This window comes from Geodermatophilus obscurus, from assembly GCF_900143215.1.
GTDB classification, from domain to species: domain Bacteria; phylum Actinomycetota; class Actinomycetes; order Mycobacteriales; family Geodermatophilaceae; genus Geodermatophilus; species Geodermatophilus obscurus_A.
The window spans coordinates 17,084-39,633 of sequence record NZ_FRDM01000035.1; the positions used below are offsets into that span (position 1 = coordinate 17,084).

Genomic DNA, 22,550 nt, shown 5'->3' on the forward strand with positions numbered 1-22,550 from the left:
CGGGCCCGGGTGGACGGCGAGCTGCGGCGAGGAGGACACGTGAGCCCCCGCGCTCCCGGGGCGCTGCTGCTCCTGCTGGCCCTGCTCGGCCTGTGGCTCGGAGCGGGGGTGGCGACCGCGCCGCCCGCCGCCGCGCACGCCGAGCTGGTGTCGACCGACCCGGGCGAGGGTGCCCGGCTCGAGGAGGCCCCCGCCCGGGTCACGCTGACCTTCACCGAGGGCGTCTCGCTCGGCGCCGGCCACACCCGGGTGCTTAACGCCTCGGGGGAGCGGGTCGACACCGGGTCGGCGACGGTCGAGGGCGACCGCGTCGTCGTCCCGCTGCGGAGCGACCTGCCCGACGACGGCTACCTCGTGAGCTACCGGGTGGTCTCGGCCGACTCGCACCCCATCTCCGGCGCCTTCTCCTTCGTCGTGGGCGACGGCGAGCTCGTGCCCACGGCCGCCTCCGACGACGCGGGCGACACCGACCCCGTGGTGGGCGCGGCGCTGCCGGCCGCCCGCTGGCTGGGCTTCGCCGGGCTGTCGCTCGCGATCGGCGTGCCGGTGCTGCTGCTGGTCGCGTGGCCGGCGGGCTGGGCCTCGGCGCGGCTGCGCCGCATGGTCACCGGCGGCCTGGCCGCCGTCGCCGCGGGCGCCGCCCTGTCCTTCCTGCTGCAGGGCCCCTACGCCGCCGGCAGCGGGCCGGGTTCGGTCGCCGATCCGGCGCTGCTGGCCGCCACGGCCGACTCGGCCAACGGGGTCGCCCACCTGCTGCGGATCGTCCTCGTGGCCGCACTGGCGGTCGTGCTGCGGTCGGTGTGGCGGCGGGGGAGACCGTCGGTTGTGGACGCAGTCACCGGGGGCGTCCTCGCCGCCGGCCTGGTCGGCACGGTCGCCGCCGTCGGCCACCCGGTCGCCGGGCCGCTGCCGGCCCTGGCGGTGGCCGCGGCCGCGGTGCACGTCGCCGCGATGGTCGTCTGGCTGGGCGGGCTGGCCGGGCTGCTCGGCGGGGTCCTGCGCGAGGAGGCCCCCGCGGACGACCTGGCCCGGGCCCTCCCGCCGTTCTCCCGGCTGGCCGCCGGCTCGGTCACCGCGCTGGTGGTCACCGGCGTCGTCCAGTCGGTGCGCGAGGTGGGCTCACCGGCCGCCCTGGTGACGACGACCTACGGCTGGGTGCTGCTGGCCAAGCTGACCCTGGTCCTCCTGCTGCTGGCCGCGGCCGGCGTCTCCCGGGTGTGGGTGCAGCAGCACCTCGGCGTCCGGCGGTCCCGGCCCGCGCCGCGCCGCCGGGTCACCGCGCACGCGTTCGCCGGGTCCGGGGAGCCCGAGCCGGACCCGGCGGTCGCCTCGGCCGCCGGCGCCCGCGCCGAGGTGCAGGCCGCCGCGGCCGCGGCCGAGCGGCCCGCACTGCGCCGCTCGGTGCTCGTCGAGCTCGCCGTCGGGCTCGTCGTCCTCGCGCTGTCGGCCGTGCTCGTCGGCACCCCGCCGGCGCGCGCGGAGGTCGCGCAGCCGGTGGACGTGGCGCTGCCGGTGCAGACCGCGGCGGGGGAGGACGGCAGCGTGCAGGTGTCGGTCGACCCGGCCGCCGCGGGCCCGAACACCCTGCACGTCTACCTGCTCGACGAGCGGGGCCAGTTCACCCAGCCCGTCGACATCCGGGTGACCCTCACCGAGCCGGCGCAGCAGATCGGCCCGATCGACGTCGCCCTGGAGCCCGCCGGGCCCGGCCACTACGTCGGGGACGGCATGGCGATCCCCGGCGCCGGGACCTGGACCCTCGCCGTCACCGTCCGGCTCGACGAGTTCACCGCCGGCACCGCGACCACCACCTTCCCGGTGCGCTGACCCCCCCGACCACCTGCTCCAGCCGATCCGACAGGAGAACCGTGTCCTCATCCCTGCCCAGACCGCTCGCGCGGCTCGGCGTCGTCGCCGTCGCCCTGCTGACGGCGCTGGCCGCCGCGCTCGCCGGAGCGGGCGCCGCGTCGGCGCACGTCGGCGTCTCCTCGACCGACGCCGCCGCCGGCGGCTTCGGCAAGCTGACCTTCCGCGTGCCCAACGAGAGCGACACCGCCAGCACCGTGGCGCTGCGCATCTCGATCCCGGAGGAGTCCGCGATGGCCTCGCTCCGGGTGCAGCCGCTGCCGGGCTGGACGGTCACCACGACCACCGCGGACCTGCAGACGCCGCTGGAGAGCCACGGCGAGCAGGTGAGCAGCTACGTGTCGGTCGTGGAGTTCCGCGCGGCGGACGGCGGCGGCATCCGGCCGGGCGAGTTCCAGGAGTTCGCGCTCTCCGGCGGGCCGTTCCCCGACAGCGACCAGCTGTCGTTCCCGGCGGTGCAGAGCTACAGCGACGGCACCGAGGCGGCGTGGATCGAGCCGACCGTCGCGGGCCAGGCCGAGCCCGAGCGCCCCGCGCCGGTGCTGACGCTGGCCGCTCCCGCCGACGCCGCCCACGGCGCGGCCGCCACGACCACGGCGACGGACACCGCGGCGACCAGCACCGGCCGCGGCGAGGCGGGCCCCGGCGCGCCGGCGCTCTTCGTGGCGATCCTCGCGTTGCTGACCGGTGTGGCCGGCGTCGTCCTGGGTTGGCGCGCGGGCCGTCGTACCGTGGCCTCGTGAACCCGTTCTCCCGCAGCCGGCTGGCCGTCCTGACCGTCTCGGCCGGGCTCGTGCTGGCCGGCTGCGGTGGCGCGGCCGCCGACGAGGACACCGCCGCCGGGGGCCACGACGACCACGGCGCCGTCGCGCAGGTCGAGGGCCCCGCGGACCGCTACGCCGGTCTCGACCTGCCCGACCCGTACCAGCGGCCGTCGTTCACCCTCACCGGCCCCGGCGGGCAGCCCTACGACTTCGCCGCCGAGACCGGTGGGAAGCCGACGCTGCTGTTCTTCGGCTTCACCAACTGCCCGGACATCTGCCCGACCACGATGGCCGACGTCGCCGTCGCGCTGCGCGGGGTCGACCCGGCGCTGGCCGAGCAGGTGCAGGTGGTCTTCGTCACCACCGACCCGGCGTTCGACACCCCCGAGGTGCTCGCCGAGTACCTCGGCCGCTTCGACGCCGACCTGCCCACCCGCTTCGTGGGGCTGACCGGCGACCAGGTCGCGATCGACCAGGCGCAGCTGGCCGCCGGGGTGCCGCAGGCCGAGGACAACGGCCGGCTGCACTCCTCGCTGTTGCTGCTGTACGGCACCGACGACCTGGCGAACGTGGCCTTCGACGCGGGCAACACCAGCCGCGACATCGCCGAGGACCTCCGCCTGGTGACCGGGGCGTGATCCGCGCGGCGGCCCGCCTGCTGGTCGTCGTCCTCGGGGCCCTGGCCGGCCTGCTGCTCGCCGGTCCGGCGCAGGCGCACGTCGGCGGCGGAGCGGCCGGCAGCGACTTCGACGCGCGCGTGCTCGCCGTCGATCCCGCGCTGCCGGGGGTCGCGGTGCGGGTGCTCTCCTTCGGCGACGAGTTCGAGGTGGTCAACCCGACCGCGGCCGAGGTCGAGGTGCCCGGCTACTCCGACGAGCCCTACCTGCGCATCGGCCCTGACGGCGTGTGGCGCAACGCGAACAGCCCGGCCACCTACATCAACCTCGACCGGTTCGGCCGCACGACGCTGCCGCCGCACGCCGACCCCGACGCCGAGCCGGACTGGGTGCAGGTCTCGACGGAGCCGAGCTTCGTCTGGCACGACCACCGGACGCACTGGATGAGCGAGGACCTGTTGCCGCCGCAGGTGGCCGCCGACCCGACCCGTGAGCACCTGGTGTCGTCGTGGGTGGTGCCGTTGACCTACGGCGGCACCGAGGTGCAGGTGCGCGGTGAGCTGTCGTGGAGCCCGCCGCCCCCGGCCTGGGTGGTGTGGCCGGTCTACGTCGTCCTGGCGCTGGCACCGGTCGCCGCCGCGCTGGTCGCCCGGGAGCCTCGTCTGCTGGGGGTGCTGCTGGTGGTCGGCGGCGGTGCCGCGGTGTACCACGCGGTGACCACGCCGGAACCCGCGGTGAGCGTCTCCTCGCATGCCGGCGCGCTCGTCTCGGCGCTGCTGCCCGGGCTGGCCGCGCTCGCCGTCGCGGTCGGCGGCCTGGTCGCCGCGGTGCGCGGCCGCGGCGGGCTGACCGCCCTGCTGGCCGTCGTCCTCGGGTGGCTGCTGCTGGTGCAGGGGCTGCCCGACGTCGACGTGCTGTGGACGGCGAACGTGCTGGCCGAGGGGCCGGTGCTGCTGACCCGCGCGGCCGTGGCGGTGCTCGTGGCCCTCGGCGCCGGCTGCGTCGTGGGCGGGCTGGTCGCCACCCGCCGCTTCCGTGAGCGGCCGGGCCGGCCGGCCGACGCGTCCCTGGTGCGGGTCTGAGAGAGGACCCCCGGCCCCCGCCACGTGGCCCCCTCCCGGGGTCCACCGCGAGCTCGCGAGCGGTGGGGAGGAGGGGGCCTTCTTCCTGCGGCAGGCCGCGTGGCGGGGGGAGGGGACGCTCTGCTACGCCGGGTCGCCGGTGACCGGCTGCAGGTGGCTGCGCTCGGCGAACAGCGCGTTCGCCCGCTCCAGGTCGGCTTCGAAGTCCACCTCGACGGCGGCGTGCTCCGAGATGTCCAGCGGGCGCCAGCGCAGCCCCGCCGAGGCGATCGCGGTCTCGATGCCGCGCTCGAAGTAGTCCTGCTCCGCGCAGGTCGCCAGGTGCTCGATCAGCACCGGCTTGTCGGCGGCGCCGACGTGGTTGATGCCGACCGCCTCGCCGAGGCCGCCGACCACGGTCTTGGACAGCTCGTCGATCCAGCCCTCGGCGTCGACGGTGTACTTGACCTCCTCGTCGGCGACGGTGGAGGTGTCGACGCAGACGAAGCTCTCGTCGGCCCGCAGCGCCGGCAGGGCGGTCTCGAGCACGGCCGGGTCGAAGACGACGTCGCCGTTGAGCCACAGCACGCCACCGTCGCGGGTGTTCCGCAGGGCACGCAGCAGGCTTTGCGAGGTGTTGGTGACCCGGTAGTCGGGGTTGTAGGTGAAGCGCACGTCGGGGACCGCCCGCATGACGCGCTCGGCCTCGAACCCGACGACCACGGTGATGTCGACCGAGGGGCCGAGCACCGAGCGCAGCCCGTCGAGCTGGCGCTGCAGGATGCTGCGCCCGTCGTGCAGCGGGGTCAGCGGCTTGGGCCAGGGCCGGCCCAGCCGGGTGCCCATCCCGGCGGCCAGGATGACCACCTGGACGGGTACGTCCAGGCCCGGGGCGGCAGGGGCCGGCCCGGTCATTTCGGCGGTGGTGGCGCGGTCAGCGAGCACGGTCGTCCCCTCCTCGGGTGGTGGTCCCACCGGCCGGTGCCGGCGGGAAGAGCAGGTCGAGGACGCGCTCGGTGGCGTGCCCGTCCTCCAGGTGGCAGAAGGTCTGCCGGAACTCGGCGTAGCGGGTGGCGTGGCGCTCCCGCACCCCGTCGAGGTCGGCGATGGCGTCGATCAGCTCCGTGCTGGTGGACAGCATCGGCCCGGGGGCGACGTCCTCCAGGTCGAAGTAGAACCCGCGCAGCTCGTCGCGGAAGTAGGCCAGGTCGTAGGTGAAGAACAGCATCGGCCGGCCGGTGATGGCGAAATCGAACATGGTCGAGGAGTAGTCGGTGACCATCGCGTCGGCGGCCAGGTACAGGTCCCGGATGTCGGGGTGGCTGCAGACGTCGTGCACCGGGGAGCCGTCGACGACCTCCAGCCGGTCCATGACCATGTTGTGCAGCCGCAGCAGCAGCACGTGGTCCTTCCCGAGCCGGGCGGTGAACTCCTCGAGGTCGACGGGGAACTCGAAGTCCTGCGGGCCGGTCTTGTTGAACACCAGGTCGTCGCGCCAGGTGGGTGTGTAGAGGACGACGGTCTGGTCGTCACCGATGCCGAGGTCGGCGCGGACGGCGGCCCGGACGGCGTCCCGCTGCGGGCTGCTCAGCAGGTCGTTGCGCGGGTAGCCGGTCTCGTGGATCTCCCCGCGGTAGCCGAAGGCGTTGCGCAGCCGCGGGGTGCTGGCCGCGTTCGGCGACAGCAGCAGGTCCCACTTCGCGATGTCGTGCTCCAGATAGGCCAGCCGGCCCTCCGGCGCCCAGCGGACGTCGTTGTGGATCCGCTTGAGCGGGGTGCCGTGCCAGGTCTGCAGGTACCGGGCACCGGGTTTCTTCTCCCAGTCCAGCGGGATGTGGTCGTTGGAGACGACCAGGTCCGCGCCCTCCAGTGCCGCGATCGACTCAGGGCTGCCGAAGGTCACCGTGGCGACGTCGTCGGGGAAGGTCGCCTGGGTGTGCGGGGCCGACAGCCACGTGGAGGTCGCCTCGACACCGCGCTCGAGCAGCCCTTCGTAGAGCGCGCGGGGGCTGTCGGAGAAGTGGCCGCGGAAGGCCACGTAGACGATGTTCACCCATCTCCTCCCGTGGGGATCAGGTCGCCGGCGGCCCGGCGGGCGAGCACCGGGAGCAGCAGGTCGGCCAGCTGCTGCCAGGAGTCGACCACGGTGAGCACGCCGGCGTCGAACAGCGCCGCTGCCCGCTCGGCGCGCTCGGCCTCCGGGACGAACAGCAGGTTGCCCACGGTCGGGCAGCCCGCCCGTACCGCCGACAGGGCACCGGGGACGGAGTCCTCGACGGCCAGCCCCGCCTCGGGGGCGATGCCCAGCTGCTCGCAGGCGTGCAGGTAGACGGCCGGGTCGGGCTTGCTGGTGGGCACCGGCAGCGAGTCCTCGGCGCTGAAGCGCACGGCGGGCGGGATGAGCTCGTCCAGGCCGGTGGCGGTGAAGCACGTGGCCAGCCGGGTCAGCGCGCTGGAGCTCACCGCGGCCGGGCGCAGGTACGCCGACAGGGCGGTGAGCGCGGCCGTCGTCGGCTCGTGCGGGGTGAGGGTCGCGCCCAGGTGCGCGGTCACGGCCCGCTTCTCCTCGGCGACCCACGGCTCGACGTCGAGGTCCGGGTGCCCGGCCTCGGCGGCCAGCCGGCGCGACGTCGTCCGGAAGTTCATGCCGGTGGTGGCCAGCCGCAGCTCCTCCGCGGTGAACCGGCGGTCCACGCCGAGGTCGGCGAGGAGGCGGTTGGTCACGTCGGCGGAGGCGACGAAGGCCGGTTCCTCGGAGGGGAACAGGTTGCCGTCGGCGTCGCAGAGGAGGGCTTCGAGCCGCGCGACGAGCGGCTCGGGGAGGGCGGGCGCCGGGGCGCTGCCTCCGGAGGGGGCTGTGGTCATGGGACTCCTGGTCATCGGGACAGGGGGAGAGCCGGGACGTCGAGGGCGGCAGCGACCGCCGCGCGGGCGCCCAGCCGGTCGATGGTCTCGATCGCGCCGGTCAGCGCGGCGACGACGGACGGGTCGTCGCCGAGGTCGCCGAAGACCGCGCGGACGTCGAGCAGCGGCCGCGGGTCGCCGCCGCCGGCCAGTGCCAGGGCGCGGAGCTCGTCGGCGCGCGGGTCCTCCAGCGGCAGCGGGCGGCCGGCGTCGTCGGTGCCGCGCAGGTACCGGCACCAGCCGGCGACGGCGAGGACGAGCAGGGGAGCCGGCCGGCCCTCGACCAGCGACTGGCGCAGCGAGGGCAGCAGGTGCTGCGGCAGCTTGGCCGAGCCCCGCCGGCACAGCCGGGACAGGCGGTCGGCGATGGCCGGGTTGGCGAAGCGCTGCAGCAGGGTGCGCTTGTAGTCCGCGAGGTCGACGCCGTCGGGCTGGGGGAGCAGCGGGGTGACCTCGTCGTCCATGAGCCGCTCGACGTAGGTGGCGAACAGCGGGTCGCCCATCAGCTCGTCCATGCGGTCGTACCCGGCCAGGGAGCCGAGGTGGCCCAGTGCCGAGTGGCTCGCGTTGAGCAGGCGGGTCTTCATCAGCTCGTAGTTCCCGACGTCCGGGACGAAGCGGACCCCGACCGCGTCCAGCGGCGGGCGGCCGTGGCTGAAGGTGTCCTCGACGAACCACTGCGAGAACGGCTCGGTGACCACCGGCCAGCGGTCGTCGACGCCGTAGCGGGCGGCGAGGGCGGCGCGCTCCTCGGGCGGGGTCTGCGGGGTGATCCGGTCGACCATGCTGCTGGGGAAGGCCACCCGGTCGGTGATCCAGCGGGCGAGCACCTCGTCGCGCAGCCGGGCGAGGCCGACGACGGAGGCGCGGGTGGCCTCGCCGTTGCGGTGCAGGTTGTCGCAGGAGACGACGGTGAACGGCGCCAGACCGGCCTCCCGGCGCCGGTCGAGGGCCTCCACCAGGTAGCCGAACACGGTGGCCGGGGCGTGCGGCTCGGCCAGGTCGCGGCGGACGTCGGGGTCATCGGCGGTGAACGCGCGGGTCTGCGGGTCGAGCAGGTAGCCGCCGGGGGTGATGGTGAGGGTGACCAGGCGGGTGCGCGGGTCGCTCAGCCGGTCCAGGACGGCCGCGGGGTCGTCCGGCGCGTAGAGGTAGTCGACCAGCACGCCGACGACGCGGGCGCGCTCACCGTCGGGGCTGCGCTCCACGACGGTGTAGAGGTGGTCCTGGGGGGCGAGGGCGTCCTGCAGGTGCCGCTGCCGCAGGCCGACGCCGACGACGCCCCAGCCGGTGGAGATGCGCCGCTCGGCGAGCTCGTCGAAGTAGATGAGCTGGTGGGCGCGGGAGAAGCCGCCCACGCTGAGGTGGACGACGGCCGGGGTGAGCGCACCGCGGTCGTAGGTGGGCACGGCGATCCGGGCGCCGTGGCTGTACAACGTGGCCTGGGTCAGCGGGCGAACCCGCAGCGCCCCCGGCTCGGGTCCCGTCGGGAGGAGCGTGGCCCGGGTGCGGGCCGGCGCCTGGTGCCCCGTCGTGGGTTCAGCCGTGGTCATGCGGCGTCGGTCCTCCCTCGTGCAGGTCGTGCGGTGACGTCCCCCCTCGCGGCGGTCCTCGGGCGGCCCCGGTGTCGTCGGGGGCCGCGCGCACTGCGGCGATGATCATGACTACACGTGGCAACGAGGTCCGGCCAGTCCTGGGCCGTCCTTCGGTGGCGTGAGCCGCGATGGGCGCTGGGCGTCGCGGCGCGGTTTTTTCACGCCGGGGGGCGAACGTAGCCGCAGGGCACCCCTTCCAAACAGGATCGCCGTCACGCCGCCCGTGACCTGTGAGACGTGGGCGACGTCACACACGGCGTGTCCTCGGGAACACGCCGTGCAGCGGGTCACGGATCCGTCACGGAGTGTTTGGATCGGCGGCGAGCCCCTCCAGCCCGGCAACGGGGCGTTCTTCCCCACGAACGGGTAGGTGCATGGCCGGTCGGCGTCGCGCTCAGCGCTCGGGGGACCCCCGGGTCCCCGCTCCCTCGCGTGCCCAGCGGTCGGCCTCGGGCCCGCGCCGCGGTCCGCTGCTGCTGACGGCCCTCGTCGTGGGCGGGCTGGTCGCGGGGGTCACCGGCGTCTCGAACGCCGCCGACGCGCCGACCGGGCAGACCTCGGTGCTCGCCGCCCAGATGGAGCTGGCCACCGCGGGGGACGACGTCGAGATGCTGCCCATGGCCTCGATCACCGTCGCGGAGGCCGAGGCCCGGCTGGCCGAGGTCGCCGCGTCGCGCGCCGAGCGCGCCGCCGCCGAGGCGGCCGCCGCCGAGGCGGCCCGGGAGGCCGCTCGTCCCAAGGCGGTGCTGCCGGTCGACAGCGCCCGGTTCACCAGCGGCTACGGCGGCCGGTGGGGCACCTTCCACTACGGCATCGACCTGGCGGCCCCCATGCGGACGCCGGAGTACGCGGCCATGGACGGCGTCGTCCTGCGGGCCGGCTCGGCCAGCGGCTTCGGGCTGGCCGTCTACGTCCTCCACGAGAACGGCGACGTGACCGTCTACGGCCACATGGACTCGATCTTCGTCGAGCCGGGTCAGTACGTGGAGGCCGGCGAGACGATCGCACTGCTGGGCAACCGCGGCCAGTCCACCGGCCCCCACCTGCACTTCGAGGTGCACCAGGGCGGGATGAACGGCAAGCGGATCGACCCCGTCCCGTGGTTGGCCGCCCGCGGCGTCGAGGTCTGATCCGGCGACCCGACCCCCTGCACCAGAGGGCGGTCGGAGCCCTGTAGAGTCGTCCACGGCTCGGACACCAGACCGGGTCGAGGTACGGGGCTGTGGCGCAGCTGGTAGCGCACCACACTGGCAGTGTGGGGGTCAGGGGTTCGAGTCCCCTCAGCTCCACCCTCATGACCAGGCCGTTCTCCTTCGGGAGGGCGGCCTGAGTCGTCCCTGGTTGCAGTTGTGGTTGCAGTTTGCCCACCCTTACCTGGCAGCAGCAGGGTGCCCATGCGGTCGGCGGCCTCGCGGGCCAGGGCCGGCATGACGTGGCTGTAGATGTCCATCGTCGTGCGCATCTGGCTGTGGCCGAGCAGCTCCATGACCACCCGCGGGTGCACGTTCTCGGATAGCAGCAGGGTGGCGGCGGTGTGCCGGCCGTCGTGCAGCCGGACGTGGCGGACGCCGGCGGCCTGCAGCAGACGGGTCCAGTCGTCGTAGTCGGACTTCTTGTCGATGGGCCGCCCATTGGGCTGGGCGAAGACCAGGTCCTCGTCCTGCCACCCGGAGCCGGCCAGCATCCGCTCGCCGAGCTGGCGGGTCTTGTGCTCGTGCAGGGCGGCGACGAGTGGCAGCGGCAGGGCGAGGGTGCGGTGGCTGCGCTTGCTCTTGGGCTCCTCGTACACCAGCCCGGCGCCACGGACGCGGTGGATGCTGCGCCGCACGGTGAGCGTGCCGGCGAGCAGGTCGACGTCCTTCCACTGCAGCGCCAGCGCCTCGGACTGGCGCAGGCCGAGGGCGAGGGCGACGGTCCAGCGGGCGGAGTTGCGCACGCCGGCAGCGGCGTGCAGCACGGCGCGGGCCTCGCCGAGGTCGAGGGCGGTGGCGATGTCGCTGGCGCGCTGGGCGGGTGGGTCGACGAGGGCGGCGACGTTGCGCGGGACGTGCCCGCGCTGGACGGCGACGGTCAGCGCCCGGGACAGAATGCGGTGGTGGCGCAGCACGGTGGCGGGGGAGTAGCCGTCGTCCAGCAGGGCGGTGTAGAGCTGGTCGAGGTGTTCGGGCCGCAGCCGGTCCATCCGGTGGCGTCCGATGCCGGGGATCAGGTGCTTGCGGGCGGCGGACTCATAGCTGTCTAGCGTGCGCTGGCGTACGCGGCGCGGCGCGATGGTGGTCAGCCAGTGCTCGAGCCACCAGGCGACGGTCGGGGTTGACGTTTCGCTGACCGTCCCGGTGTCGCGCTGGCGTTCGAGCTCGCGGACCTTCGCGACCACGACGCCGCGGCTCTTGCTGCTGACGTGCCGGTGGTCGAGCTTGCCGTCGAGCGTGAAGCCGACGGAGACGTAGCCGTGCCAGCGGCCGTCGGCGCCCTTGTAGATCGTCGACTCGCCGTTCGAGGCGCGTGTCGCCATCGGTCACCCCTGGGTCGTGGGCTGGAGGTCCAGTCTGGTCAAGCGCTCGGCTGCAGGCAGGAGCCCTGTGGAGTCACGCCGCGTCTGGGGACTCCGGGCCCCGCTCGAAGAGTTCCCGCTGGTCCGTGGTGGCCCGGGTCCGTCGCGGCGCCCGAGGAGTAGTGCGGGGAGCCTCCAGGCGGCGGACGTAGCGTTCGAGCTCGGCCCTGGAGAGACGGCAGCTCCGGCCGATGTGCACCGCCCGCAGCTCGCCGGCCTTCATCAGCGCGTAGACCGTGGTGCGCCCGAGGCGGAGGACCGTGGCGGCCTCCTCGGGTGTGAGCAGCAGCGGGTCGCTGGACACCGGCTCCCGAGGTCGCTGCATGTCGCCCATGTCGTCCTCCTCGTCGGCCGGCCTCGGGCGCCGGCGTTCGGCGCGGCAGCCCACCTGGAGAAGGCGCCATTTTTGGCCGATTGGTGACACTGCACGGCGAAGTTCCTGTCTTTCTCCGGTTCTCATGCAGTCCGGGCCCTCGATCACCGGAGGGCGGCGTCCCTCGAGTCCCTCGTCCTCCCGGCTTGCTCCGGTGTGTCTCCGGTATTCCTCCGGTACGTCGACAGGCACGGGCGGTGTCATGCGATCGCAGGCGTTCGGGCGGTCAACGGTCGCAGCGCAGGCATCGAGGGTCCGGCTCGACGAGGTCCGCACGGTCCGGGGCTCGGCGTGCTGGGCCTAGTTGGCGGGCACGGGCACACTGAGCGCATGAGTCCCGACCGGCTGGGGTTGATCACCACCAATCCGGCCGTGCTGAGCGGCCAGGCGGTCATCGCCGGCACCCGCGTGCCAGTCAGCGTGGTGCTCGACTGCCTGGCCGCCGGGATGAGCGCCGAACAGATCGTCGCGGAGTACCCGACCCTGACCTCCGAAGGAGTGCAGGCGGCCGCCGCTTACGGGGCGCTGCTGGCCCGTGAAGAACTGGTGCCGCTGAGCCGGGAGTGAAGGTCAAGCTCGACGAGAACATGCCTCGCTCAGCCAGCCAGGTGCTCATCGCCGCCGGACACGATGTCGACACCGTCGTTGACGAGAGCCTCGCAGGTGCAACTGATCCGCAGGTCGTGGCCGTTGCGGCCGCTACAGGACGACTGTTGATCACGTTGGATCGTGGACTGGGCGACATCCGGGCCTACCCGCCGGGCAGCCACGCCGGGATCCTCGTGCTGCGACCAGCAGATCAGTCGGTTCCGACCGTGGTGGCCGCGCTCGCCGAGCTGATCGCCGGTCACGACCTGACCACGCTGACGGGCACGATCGCCATCGCGCAACGCGGCCTGTTGCGTATCCGCCGTCCCCAGTAGCGACACAGAACCGCGGTCGTTCCAGGCCATGCGGTCCGGCGTCCACGAGCCCAGCTGGTGTACGCGACCGGTCGGGGATCCCGGATTCGCCCTCGTCCGTGGCAGTGACACGTCCTCGGCAAGGTCATCTCCGCGGCAGCGTGATGTCACCCCTCACCACGCGACCTCCACTCGGCGGCGCGCTGCCGGACAGACGGCGTGAACCACCGCAGCTCCCTTCCCGTGGCCACAGCTTGCCAAGTCCGCCGCACCAGCTCCGGGCAGCACCTGCCGGCCAGCGCCGGATCGACGACCGATCGGCTGGGTACTCGGATCCTCGCAGCGGACGGTCTCCGCTCCCATCTCAGCTGCCGGACTGAACAAGATCACGGGTCTGTGTCCTTCTTGATCTTGTGTGTTCTCCAGTGACGTGGTGATGGCGAGTAGGCGTCGCGGTCAGGTTCATCGGGCTGCGAGGTGTGTCTCCGAAGGTGGCTTCGGAGACACGGGGCGGTCGTTCGCGTCAGGCGTTGGCGGTGGCGTCGTCGTGGGCCAGCGAGCTGGACAGGTCGCGGTGGGCGTCGGCCTGGGCGAGCAGCTGGTGGGCCTTCTGCTCGAAGGCCGCGATGGCGTCGGCGCCGGCCGCCCAGCGCAGCGGCGGGGTGTCGGAGTCGGTGAGCTGGACCAGGGCGCGGGCGAGCTTGGCCGGGTCGCCAGCCTGCTGGCCGTTCATGCCCTTCCAGGCGGTGACGGTCTGCCGGGTGCGCTCGGCGTAGTCCTCGATCGACGGCTCGGGGTAGCGGGTGGAGTCCTCGGTGAGCAGCTCGGTGCGGAAGAAGCCCGGCTCGACGAGCATCGTGCGGATGCCGAACGGCGCGATCTCCGGCGTCAGCGACTCACTCCACCCCTCCAGGGCGAACTTCGACGCCACGTAGGCGGAGGTGAACTCGCCTCCGGTGATGCCGGCGGTGGAGCTGAAGGTCACCACCAGGCCGGAGCGCTGGGCGCGCATGACCGGCAGCACGGCCCGGGTGACGTTCAGCGGGCCGAACAGGTTGGTCTCGATCTGGGCGCGGAAGTCCTCCGGGGTGACTTCCTCGAAGAACCCGGCATAGAAGTTGCCGGCGTTGTTGACCAGCACGTCGATCCGACCGAACCGCTGCACGGCAGCGTCCACGGCGGCGCGGACGCTGGCCGGGTCGGTGACATCCAGGGCGACGGCCAGCAGGTCCTCGTGCGCGCCGAGTGCCGCGGCGACCCGGTCGGGGTTGCGGCCGGTGGCCACGACCGCGTGCCCGGCGTCCAGGGCGGCGCGCGCGATGTCGGTGCCCATGCCGCGGCCGGCGCCGGTGACGAGCCAGATCTTCTTGTCAGTCATGTGAGTGCAGTCCCTCGGTCTCGAACGAATGAGTGGCGAGGCGGCGCCCGCGCGCTGCGGTCAGCAGGTGGCCGAACTCGCTGCAACCGAGCAAACGCCGCTCGGCGACGGCGTGGCAGAGCCTGCTGTGAGGGGGTACTGGCAGAGACCCCCACGCCGGATCGGGCGGACCTACCGTGGTTGCCGTGGACAGCCGCAAGGACCTGCGTGAGTTCCTGGCCACCCGGCGGGCCCGGATCACGCCGCAACAGGCCGGCCTGCCGACCTACGGCGGGCACCGGCGGGTGCCCGGGCTGCGCCGTGAGGAGGTGGCGCTCCTCGCCGGCGTGAGCGTCGAGTACTACACGCGCCTGGAGCGGGGCAACGCCGCCGGTGTGTCGGACAGCGTCCTCGAGGCCCTCGTCCGGGTGCTCCAGCTCGACGACGCCGAGCGCGCGCACCTCTACGACCTCACCCGCGGGACGACGACGGCCGCCCGCGCCCGCCGCCGTCCGGCCCGGCACGGCGTCCGCCCGGGCGTGCAGCAGCTGCTCGGCGCGATGACCGACGTCCCGGCGTTCGTGCAGAACGGCCGGCTCGACGTCCCCGCCGCCAACCCGCTCGCCCGCGCGCTCTACGCCGACCTGTTCGACGACGCCGACCCCAGAAGCGCCGGCCGCACGCCCAACCACGCCCGCTACGTGTTCCTCGACGCGCGGGCCACCGACTTCTACCCCGACTGGAACCGGGTCGCCGCCGACATCGTGTCCCAGTTGCGCGCCGAAGTCGGCCGCAGCCCCGACGACCGTGAGCTCACCGAGCTCATCGGGGAGCTGGCCACCCGCAGCCAGCAGTTCAGCGCCCTGTGGGCCACGCACAACGTCCGCTGGCACACCACCGGCACCAAGCGCTTCCACCACCGGGTCGTCGGTGACCTCAGCCTGGCCTACGAGGGGTTGGCGCTCACTGCCGATCCGGGCCAGACGCTCATCACCTTCAGCGCGGAGCCCGGCTCGCCCTCGCAGCAGGCGCTGGCCTTCCTCGCCAGCTGGGCCACATCGGCCACACAGCGGGCGGCTGCCCGCGCGAAGACGAAGGACGACCACCCGACCTGACCTGCCGGCGACGGAGCCCTCAGTCTCAGCGCTCAGTCGACAGGATCCGTCGTACTCATGGCACCGACGCTCGCGCAGCGTGCCGCGACAGGTCAGGCCCCTCCCGGTTGACCACCATTGTTCCCCGGTTCGGGGTCGTCGCAGATATCCGCTGCCGTCCCGCATGCCGCGAGAGCTGCGGAACTGCACGCCGCCGGACGCAGGGGAAGGCGCCCGCGTACGTCAGGGCGTGAAGGGTCCCAACTCCTTCGTCGTCGTGCGTCGGCAACGCTCCGATGTGCTGATCAGGCGGCCGCCGCGTGGTGCCACGACGGTGGCCTAAGGGCCGTCCACGGTCGTCCGTGACGGTTTCTCGACGTCCGTAGTCGCCCGTGACCTGCGCGAATGGACACTGGCGGAATCACGCGCACACCCACCAGCCGCCCTGGCAGTGTGGCCCGACCACAGGCGGGCGCCGGTTTCGGGACTGCCACACGCGGCGAGCAGATCGTCGGCTGTCGTCAGTCCGGCGTCCGCGAGGCCGTTCCGCTCTGCAGCCAGTAGCAGTGCGGGGGACGGGGCGCTGACCCGCTGCCTCAGGTCCGCCGGAGCGCCGCGACCTGCTCGGGCGTCAGCGGCCGCGTCCGCCGCCCGTGCAGCAGCAGGTGGATGCGGGCGGTTTCCTCGAGTTCCTCGACGGCATCGGCGGCCGACGCGAGGTCGGCGGCAGAGACGACCGGCCCGTGGTTGGCCAGCAGCATGGCGTGCGAGGTGCTGGCCGTTCGTTCGGCCAGCTCTTCGAGCGAGCGGTCGCCCGGAGCGTGGTACGGCAACAGCGGCAGCCGTCCCACCCGCATGACGTAGTAGGCCGTCAGGGCCGGCAGCACGTCGTGCGGATCCACGTCGGCCAGGCAGGACACGGCGGCCGCGTGGGTGCTGTGCGTGTGCACCACCGCGGCGTCCTGCGGCCGGGCCCGGTAGACGGCTGCGTGCAGGAACGCCTCCTTGGAGGGGCGCGGCCCGTCGAGGTGGCACCCCTGCAGGTCGACGAGGCTGAGCTGGTCGGTCGACAGCTGCTCGAGACTCGACCCGGTCGGGGTCACCAGGAACCCGCCGGGCACGCGGACGCTCAGGTTCCCCGTACGACCGGCGGTCAAGCCGCGGGCGAACAGCGACGCGCCCAGCGCGACCACCTGCCCGCGCAGGTCTGGATGGTCCTTCACGTGCCCGCCCCGTCGTCCGCTCAGGCCCGCGGGGACCGCGTACCGAGCAGCAGGGCCAGCTCCTGGACCAGTTCGCGCACCCGTCCGAGCTCCTCGCCCCCGCCCGCCCCGGGCGGACGGGGCCCGACCTGGGCGTCCACGTCGAAGACGGTGTCCGGCCGGTGCCAGGCGGTGAACCACTCGAGCCCGCGCCCGTACTGGTCCCGGGTCACCCCCTGCAGCAGCAGGACCGGCACGCCGACGCCCAGGTCCAGGTGGGTGGCCACGGCCTCGTCCGCGGGCACCGCCTGCAACTGGCGCGGGCCGCCCTGCGGCTCCACACCCCGCGCCCGCATCCAGTCGTGCAGGGAGCCGCCGTCGAGGTCCTCGGCCGACAGGTGCGGGAAGAGCTCCCTCGGCAGCCACGTGCGCATGAACACCAACGGCTCGTCCTCCACCCGCCGGATCCGCTCGAGGCGCCAGGTGTCGGTCACCCCGAGCGCGGCGGCGGCAGCGGACGGCGCCTCGTCGACCGCCAGCCCGACGATCTCGGTGCGGAGGTGGTGGCCACCGGCCTCGACCTGCTGGCGGAGGCCGCCGGCCTGATCTGCGCGCCGCCGGTGCTCGGGGCGTGGTGCCACGGCGCTGCCGCGGCCGCGTTGACGGACGATCAGCCCGAGGTCGGCGAGGTCGCCCAGCGCCTGCCGGACCACACTGCGCGAGACGCCGTAGCGCGCCTGCAGCGCCTCCTCGGTCGGCAGCGGTGCTCCGGGCGGCAGGGAGTGGCTGTCGATCTGCTGCCGGAGCGCGTCGCGGATCTGCGCGTACAGGGGCACACCGGCGACGCGGCCGAGTTCCAGCGGCGGAACATCGTCCGTGGCCTCGGACGCCCTGGACCCCTCGACGGACATCCCGCACTCCTCTCCCGTTGAGCGCCGCGGCGACGCACCGGCCGCCACCCGTCCCAGCATCGTGCCCTGTCGACACGGGGGGGTTGACGTCGTGGCGCACGTCACCTTACCTTCGTACGGACAAATTGTACGGACACATTGTCCGTTCCGATGGAGGTCACCGTGAGCGATGTCCTGCGGACGAGCCCGTCCAAGTTCCCCATGTTCGAGGCGATGCGTCGGGTCCCGGGGGGCCTGATGCTCATCCCGCTGGCGCTCGGCGTTTTGATGAACACCTTCGCGCCGGACGCACTGGGGATCGGGAGCTTCACCACCGCCCTGTTCAAGGAGGGCGCCCTCGCTCTCATCGCCTTGCTGGTCCTGGCCACCGGGGCGTCCATCACCGGCACGCACAACGGCAAGGGCGCCGCCGGGACGACGCTGGTCGTCCTCCTCGCCAAGACCCTGATCCCCATCACGCTGTGCGTGGTCCTCGGCCTCACGGTCGGCGTCGACGGGATCCTCGGCGTCTCGATCCTCGGACTGCTCGCCATCTTCGGGAACAGCAACGGCGCCATGTGGCTCGCCTTCGCCGGCGAGTACGGGGACGAACGGGACCGCGGCGCCTACGTCGCCAGCGCCTTCGACGACGGCCCCTTCCTGGCGCTGGTGTTCCTGGGCGCCTCGGGCCTGGCCGACATCCCCCTCCTGGCGCTGGTCGCGGCCCTGGTGCCCTTCCTCATCGGTCTGTTCATCGGCGCGGTGGACCGCGAGTGGACCAAGGTCCTGGACGCCGTACCGAACGTCGTCATCCCGTTCATGTCCTTCGCGGTGGGCACCGGCATCGACCTGCGGACCGTCCTCACCGGGGGTGCCACCGGTGCCGTCCTGGGTGTTGGCGTCGTCGTCCTGACCGGCGGGCTGACCTACCTCGGCTACCGGTTCCTGCTCCGCCGCGGCCGCGAGAGCGGCATCGGCTTCGCGGCCGGCACCACGGCCGGCAACGCGGTGGCTGTTCCTGCTGCCGTCGCCGCCGCGGACCCCAACTTCGCGCCCTTCGTCGCCTCCGCCTCCGCCCAGGCCGCCACAGCCGTCCTCGTCACGGCCCTGCTGGCCCCCGCCGTTGCGGCCTGGGTCATGAAGCGGGCGGGAGCGCTCGAGCCCGTCCCCCTGCCCGTGGTCCCGCCGAAACCCCACCACGCGTGACCGCGCCATCCCGCCCGCACCGACCCGAGGACCCCGACATGCGTGACCCCCGCCGTATCCGCTGCACCTACTACATCGAGGCCGTCGACGTCGCACGGGCCGCGGCCGCCCTCGCCGGCGAGCAGTCCAGCGGGACCTTCATCGCCGTCCCCGGAGAATCCGACCGGATCCGCGAGCGCCATGCGGCCGAGGTCGTGGAGATCCGCGAGCTCGGCGAGTGCGCGCCCTCCCTGCCGTCGAGGCGCCGGCCGGAGTGGGTGACCGCGGCCGAGGTCGTCGTCGAGTTCCCGATGGTGAACATCGGTACCGACATCGCGACCCTGCTCACCGCGGTCGCCGGCAACCTCTTCGAGCTCGTCGAGCTGTACGCCTGCCGGCTGCAGTCGATCGAGCTGCCCGACGAGTTCGTCGCGGCCCACCCCGGCCCCGCCTTTGGCGTCGCGGGCACCCGCAAGCTCATGGGCGTGCCGGAGGGCGTGCTGATCGGCACGATCGTCAAGCCGAACGTCGGCCTGGTGGAGGAGGAGTTCCGCGGCGTGGTGCGCGAGCTGGCCCGCGCCTCGATCGACCTCATCAAGGACGACGAGCTGATGACCGATCCGGCGTACCTCCCCCTGGAGACCCGCGTCCGCGTCGCGCTGGAGGAGATCGGCGACGCCGAGCAGGTCACCGGGCACCGGACGATGTACGCCTTCAACATCACCGGGGACCTCGCCGGCCTCCAGCGCCGTCACGACCTGGTGGTCGAGGCGGGCGGGAACTGCGTGATGCTCAACATCCCGATCATGGGCCTGCCGGCGCTCGCGTGGCTGCGCGGATTCGCCCAGGTGCCAGTCCACGGCCACCGGGCCGGACTGGCCGCCTCGATGCGCTCCCCCGCCTTGGGGGTGGACTTCACCGTGTGGCAGCAGCTGGCCCGGCTGGCCGGCGCCGACCACGTCCATGCCAGCGGACTGGGCAGCAAGTTCTACGAGCGGGACGAGCAGGTCGCGGCGAACATCCGCAGCCTGCAGGCGCCGCTGGGGACCACGATCGCCCCACTGCCGACGCTGTCGTCCGGGCAGAACGTGCACACGCCGGGTCCGACGTTTGCGGGGGTGGGATCGACCGACCTGCTCATGCTGGCCGGCGGCGGGATCGCCGGCCACCCGGACGGGCCGGCCGCCGGTGTCCGCAGCCTGCGCCAGGCGTGGACCGCAGCGGTGAGTGGGAACCCGTTGGCGGACGCGGCCGCGGCGCACGCGGCTCGTGGCGACTCCGCCCTCGCACACGCGCTGCAGACGTTCCCGGCGGGTGCCTGATGGCCGACATCGGGTTCCTCGCCGACGACCTGACCGGCGCCAGCGACGTCCTCGCGCAGGCGCACGCCCACGGGCTCGACGCCATGCTGGTCCTCGACCCCGGACGGTCGATGCCGGACGACGCCGACGTCGTGGGCATCGCCGGACCGGCCCGCTCGCTGGCCGGCGACGCGCTCGACGAGGCGGTGCGGTCCGGCCTCGCCCCGCTGGCGTCCCTGGACCTGTCCGTGCTGCTCTACAAGGTCTGCTCCACGTTCGACTCCTCGCCCACCGTCGGCAGCATCGGGCGGGGGATCGAGCTCCTGCACGAGCAGTTCCCCGGACACGGACCGGTGCCCGTCGTCCCTGCGCAGCCCGGCTTCGGTCGCTACACCGCCTTCAGCCAGCACTTCGGCGCCTACGCAGACGAGGTGTACCGGCTCGACCGGCACCCCGTGATGGCCCGCCACCCGTCCACGCCGATGCACGAGGCCGACCTGCGGCTGGTCCTGGCCGAACAGCTCGCGAGCCGGCACCCCGTTCCGGGCCTGCAGCTGGCGGCCCACGCCGACGGCACCTTCGACGCCCGGTGGGCGCAACTGCGCGAGGCGGCCGACGCCGAGGCCTTCGTCGTGGACGCCGTCGACGAGGCGCAGATGGACACCGTCGCCAAGGCCCTGCTTCGGGACGATCGTCCCGCCGGACCGGCGCTCGTCGTCGGTTCCGGGGGCATCATGGCCGCGCTGGCCCGACGCCGTGGCGGCGAACCCCGGAGACCGCCGGCTCCCACCGCCTCCCGTGGCCCGACGCTCGTCGTGTCGGCGTCCGCGTCCACCACGACCGCCGGCCAGATCGCCGACGCCGTCCGGCACGGCTGGGTCGACGTCCCGATCCCGGCCGGGGACTTCGCCGTCGACGTCACCGGGAGGCCGTGGTCGGCCGCCGTCGAGGCGGCACTCCGGGCCGGCCGGGACGTCGTCGCCCACACCACGCGGGGTCCCGATGACCCCCGGCTGAGCGCCGGCTCCGTCACCGCCGCCGAGGTGGGCGGGACCATCGGCCGGCTCGCCGGCGACCTGGCCCGCCGGGGACTGACCCGGGACGTCGTCGTCTGCGGCGGCGACACCTCCAGCCACGCCCTGCTGGCCATGGGGGTCGGCGAGCTGCGGGTCAGCGAGCAGTTCGTCACCGCCGGACCCATCTGCACCACCGATGACGCGGCGGCCGTCGCCGGCTGCCGCGTGCTGCTCAAGGGCGGTCAGGTCGGCCCCCCCGACCTGTTCCGCCGCTTCGCCGGCCTCGTCTGAGCCGCGCGGGACACCCCACCGATCGATCAGGAGGACACCATGAAGGCCGTCGTCAAGCACGCAGCCGACCGCGGCATCCAGGTCCGCGAGGACTGGGCCGAGCCCGTGGCCGGCCCGGGGCAGGTGCTGCTCGAGGTGGCCGCCGCCTCGCTGTGCGGCACCGACCGGGAGCTCTACGAGTGGACGCCCTCGGCGCAGGCGTTCAACCTCACCCCACCGGTGGTCCTCGGCCACGAGGGCTCCGGCACGGTGCTCGCCGTGGGCGCGGGCGTCGGAGACGTGACCCCCGGCGACCGGGTCGCGCTGGAGAGCCACCTCATCTGTGGCCGGTGCTACCCGTGCCGGACCGGCAGCGCGCACACCTGCGAGCGGACCGGCATCCTCGGCATGCACATCGACGGCGTCTTCGCCGAACGCGTCGCCGTCCCCGCGGGCATCTGCGTGCCGCTTCCCGAGTCGGTGTCGCTCGAGACCGGCGCCCTGATGGAGTCGGCCGGGGTGGCCATGCACGCCGTCCAGCGGTCCGGATACGCCGTGACCGGGCAGTACGTCCTGGTCAACGGCTGCGGGCCCGTGGGTCTGGTCATCGCACAGATCGCCCTCGCCCTGGGAGCGGCGGCCGTCGTCGCCGTGGAACCCAACCCGTTCCGCCGGAAGCAGGCGGAGTCGATCGGCGCCCGGGTGCTCGACCCGTCTGACGACGTCGTCGGCGTGTGCCGCGACCTGGCCGGCCGGCGCGGCGGCTTCGACGTCGCGTTCGAGGTCTCCGGCGTGCGCGGGGTGCTGCCCCCGCTGCTGGAGGCGCTGCGGCGGGAAGCCACGCTCGTGACGGTCGGACACCCGAGCGAGCCGGCCGCGATCGACATCGCGGCGTTCGTGAACAAGAAGGGCATCACCCTCCGCGGCATCTTCGGCCGCCGGCTCTGGGACACGTGGGAGCAGTTGCTGGTCCTGCTGCAGTCGGGTCGCATCGACCTCGACTGGCTGATCACCCACCGCCTGTCCCTCGACGAGGCAGAAACTGCGGTCGAACTGCTCACCGGTGATGCCGGGAAGGTGCTGCTCGTCCCGGGCGCGAACCAACGGTGATCCGGCGGGGTCGGGCCGGTACCCCGCCGGCTCGACCCTGTTCGCGCTGACGGACCAGCTCGTGGTGGTTGCAGTTCTGGTTGCAGTTGCAGGGGATTCACGGCTGTTCACCTCCGTCCGCTGCCGTCTCGGACCCCGTGAATGTGGCTCTTCACGATCGAGGGTGTAGTTGCGGCCTGAACCCGCCGGTCTCGAGCAGGCTCCTGGCGATGTAGTTGGTGAGGTTGCGGAAGCCGAGGGCGGAGCCTCGGAGGTGCTCGAGTCGTCCGTTGAGGGCCTCGGTTGGTCCGTTGCTGGTACCGGGTCGGTCGAAGTACGCCAGGACGTCTTCGGCCCGCTTCTTCAGCGTCCGTCCGAGCGTGATGAGCTCGGTCAGCGCGGCCGGGACGCCGCGGCCGAGCGCGTCGATGAGGTTGCTCATCAGCTGCCGGCCCTTGGCCCGGTCGGGCTCGCGGTAGGCGCCGATCATGCGTTGATAGATGCCCCAGG

At 73.5% G+C, this 22,550-nt stretch carries 21 protein-coding genes, 1 tRNA gene and 1 pseudogene; 13 read left to right on the forward strand and 10 right to left on the reverse strand.

Features of this window, described 5'->3' with window-relative positions; translation table 11 throughout:
• Positions 1-39 precede the first annotated feature (39 nt).
• From BUB17_RS20745 to BUB17_RS20760, 4 genes are read left to right on the forward strand one after another with little or no spacing between them, the layout of a single operon-like run.
• A complete protein-coding gene (locus BUB17_RS20745; protein WP_244277403.1) occupies positions 40-1,827 on the forward strand; it encodes a copper resistance CopC/CopD family protein in 1,788 nt (595 codons plus the stop codon).
• A gap of 41 nt (positions 1,828-1,868) precedes the next feature.
• Positions 1,869-2,609, forward strand: coding sequence for a YcnI family protein (locus BUB17_RS20750; RefSeq protein ID WP_083606479.1), 741 nt, complete (start codon positions 1,869-1,871; stop codon positions 2,607-2,609).
• The gene (locus tag BUB17_RS20755) at positions 2,606-3,268 is read left to right on the forward strand and encodes an SCO family protein (RefSeq protein WP_072920582.1); all 663 of its coding nucleotides are present in this window, start codon (positions 2,606-2,608) and stop codon (positions 3,266-3,268) included. The genes BUB17_RS20750 and BUB17_RS20755 overlap by 4 nt, the downstream gene beginning before the upstream one ends.
• Positions 3,265-4,329 (forward strand): hypothetical protein, encoded by a 1,065-nt coding sequence (locus tag BUB17_RS20760; RefSeq protein WP_072920583.1) that lies wholly within the window; start codon positions 3,265-3,267, stop codon positions 4,327-4,329. Before BUB17_RS20755 ends, BUB17_RS20760 begins: the two co-directional genes overlap by 4 nt.
• 123 nt (positions 4,330-4,452) lie before the next feature.
• Here the strand turns inward: BUB17_RS20760 and BUB17_RS20765 are convergent, their stop codons facing one another.
• Genes BUB17_RS20765 through BUB17_RS20780 form a run of 4 tightly spaced genes read right to left on the reverse strand, consistent with a single transcriptional unit; the run spans position 4,453 to position 8,765 of the window.
• Positions 4,453-5,253: a phosphocholine cytidylyltransferase family protein gene (locus BUB17_RS20765; RefSeq protein WP_208983529.1), complete on the reverse strand. Its 801-nt coding sequence runs from the start codon at positions 5,251-5,253 to the stop codon at positions 4,453-4,455.
• Complete coding sequence (locus BUB17_RS20770) at positions 5,243-6,361, reverse strand: CDP-glycerol glycerophosphotransferase family protein (protein ID WP_072920584.1); 1,119 nt, start codon at positions 6,359-6,361, stop codon at positions 5,243-5,245. The genes BUB17_RS20765 and BUB17_RS20770 overlap by 11 nt, the downstream gene beginning before the upstream one ends.
• Positions 6,358-7,173, reverse strand: a complete 816-nt coding sequence (locus BUB17_RS20775) for an HAD family hydrolase (RefSeq protein WP_072920585.1) — start codon at positions 7,171-7,173, stop codon at positions 6,358-6,360. Before BUB17_RS20775 ends, BUB17_RS20770 begins: the two co-directional genes overlap by 4 nt.
• An 11-nt stretch (positions 7,174-7,184) precedes the next feature.
• On the reverse strand, positions 7,185-8,765 hold the full coding sequence (locus BUB17_RS20780) for a mannitol dehydrogenase family protein (protein ID WP_072920586.1): 1,581 nt from the start codon (positions 8,763-8,765) through the stop codon (positions 7,185-7,187).
• Positions 8,766-9,298: 533 nt separating this feature from the next.
• On the opposite strand from BUB17_RS20780, the gene BUB17_RS20785 reads away from it, so the two are divergent.
• Complete coding sequence (locus BUB17_RS20785; RefSeq protein ID WP_244277404.1) at positions 9,299-9,937, forward strand: M23 family metallopeptidase; 639 nt, start codon at positions 9,299-9,301, stop codon at positions 9,935-9,937.
• An 86-nt stretch (positions 9,938-10,023) separates the two neighbouring features.
• A tRNA-Ala gene (locus tag BUB17_RS20790) sits at positions 10,024-10,096 on the forward strand.
• 200 nt (positions 10,097-10,296) lie between these two features.
• Here the strand turns inward: BUB17_RS20790 and BUB17_RS28625 are convergent.
• Together BUB17_RS28625 and BUB17_RS20810 are read right to left on the reverse strand one after the other, a co-directional pair.
• A pseudogene (locus tag BUB17_RS28625) lies at positions 10,297-11,322 on the reverse strand (site-specific integrase); the annotation flags it as partial.
• A gap of 73 nt (positions 11,323-11,395) precedes the next feature.
• Positions 11,396-11,695 carry a helix-turn-helix domain-containing protein gene (locus BUB17_RS20810; RefSeq protein ID WP_072920589.1) on the reverse strand — a complete coding sequence of 100 codons (300 nt, stop codon included), beginning with the start codon at positions 11,693-11,695 and terminating at the stop codon, positions 11,396-11,398.
• A 369-nt stretch (positions 11,696-12,064) separates the two neighbouring features.
• Between BUB17_RS20810 and BUB17_RS20815 the strand changes: the two genes are divergently transcribed.
• The gene (locus tag BUB17_RS20815; RefSeq protein ID WP_072920602.1) at positions 12,065-12,301 is read left to right on the forward strand and encodes a DUF433 domain-containing protein; all 237 of its coding nucleotides are present in this window, start codon (positions 12,065-12,067) and stop codon (positions 12,299-12,301) included.
• Entirely contained in the window at positions 12,298-12,657 is a 360-nt protein-coding gene (locus BUB17_RS20820; RefSeq protein WP_083606481.1) for a DUF5615 family PIN-like protein, read from the forward strand. Before BUB17_RS20815 ends, BUB17_RS20820 begins: the two co-directional genes overlap by 4 nt.
• Positions 12,658-13,159: 502 nt before the next feature.
• Here BUB17_RS20820 and BUB17_RS20825 read toward each other — a convergent pair.
• Positions 13,160-14,014 (reverse strand): SDR family oxidoreductase, encoded by an 855-nt coding sequence (locus tag BUB17_RS20825; RefSeq protein WP_072920590.1) that lies wholly within the window; start codon positions 14,012-14,014, stop codon positions 13,160-13,162.
• A gap of 185 nt (positions 14,015-14,199) precedes the next feature.
• Between BUB17_RS20825 and BUB17_RS20830 the strand changes: the two genes are divergently transcribed.
• Positions 14,200-15,108, forward strand: coding sequence for an MmyB family transcriptional regulator (locus tag BUB17_RS20830; protein ID WP_072920591.1), 909 nt, complete (start codon positions 14,200-14,202; stop codon positions 15,106-15,108).
• A gap of 575 nt (positions 15,109-15,683) precedes the next feature.
• Here the strand turns inward: BUB17_RS20830 and otnC are convergent.
• On the reverse strand, positions 15,684-16,310 hold the full coding sequence (otnC, locus tag BUB17_RS20835; RefSeq protein ID WP_072920592.1) for a 3-oxo-tetronate 4-phosphate decarboxylase: 627 nt from the start codon (positions 16,308-16,310) through the stop codon (positions 15,684-15,686).
• A gap of 20 nt (positions 16,311-16,330) precedes the next feature.
• Positions 16,331-17,200: a GntR family transcriptional regulator gene (locus BUB17_RS20840; protein WP_072920593.1), complete on the reverse strand. Its 870-nt coding sequence runs from the start codon at positions 17,198-17,200 to the stop codon at positions 16,331-16,333.
• A 162-nt stretch (positions 17,201-17,362) separates the two neighbouring features.
• Here BUB17_RS20840 and BUB17_RS20845 point away from each other — a divergent pair, with 162 nt between their 5' ends.
• The 4 genes from BUB17_RS20845 to BUB17_RS20860 are packed head-to-tail and all read left to right on the forward strand — an operon-like array spanning position 17,363 to position 22,061.
• The gene (locus BUB17_RS20845) at positions 17,363-18,385 is read left to right on the forward strand and encodes a 2-keto-3-deoxygluconate permease (RefSeq protein ID WP_208983533.1); all 1,023 of its coding nucleotides are present in this window, start codon (positions 17,363-17,365) and stop codon (positions 18,383-18,385) included.
• A gap of 38 nt (positions 18,386-18,423) precedes the next feature.
• Complete coding sequence (locus tag BUB17_RS20850) at positions 18,424-19,686, forward strand: RuBisCO large subunit C-terminal-like domain-containing protein (RefSeq protein ID WP_072920595.1); 1,263 nt, start codon at positions 18,424-18,426, stop codon at positions 19,684-19,686.
• Positions 19,686-20,972, forward strand: coding sequence for a four-carbon acid sugar kinase family protein (locus tag BUB17_RS20855; RefSeq protein ID WP_072920596.1), 1,287 nt, complete (start codon positions 19,686-19,688; stop codon positions 20,970-20,972). The genes BUB17_RS20850 and BUB17_RS20855 overlap by 1 nt, the downstream gene beginning before the upstream one ends.
• Before the next feature lie 39 nt (positions 20,973-21,011).
• Positions 21,012-22,061: an alcohol dehydrogenase catalytic domain-containing protein gene (locus BUB17_RS20860; protein WP_072920597.1), complete on the forward strand. Its 1,050-nt coding sequence runs from the start codon at positions 21,012-21,014 to the stop codon at positions 22,059-22,061.
• Between the two features lie 151 nt (positions 22,062-22,212).
• Here the strand turns inward: BUB17_RS20860 and BUB17_RS20865 are convergent.
• Positions 22,213-22,550: transposase (locus BUB17_RS20865; protein WP_141243127.1), on the reverse strand; the 338-nt coding region annotated here is incomplete at its 5' end.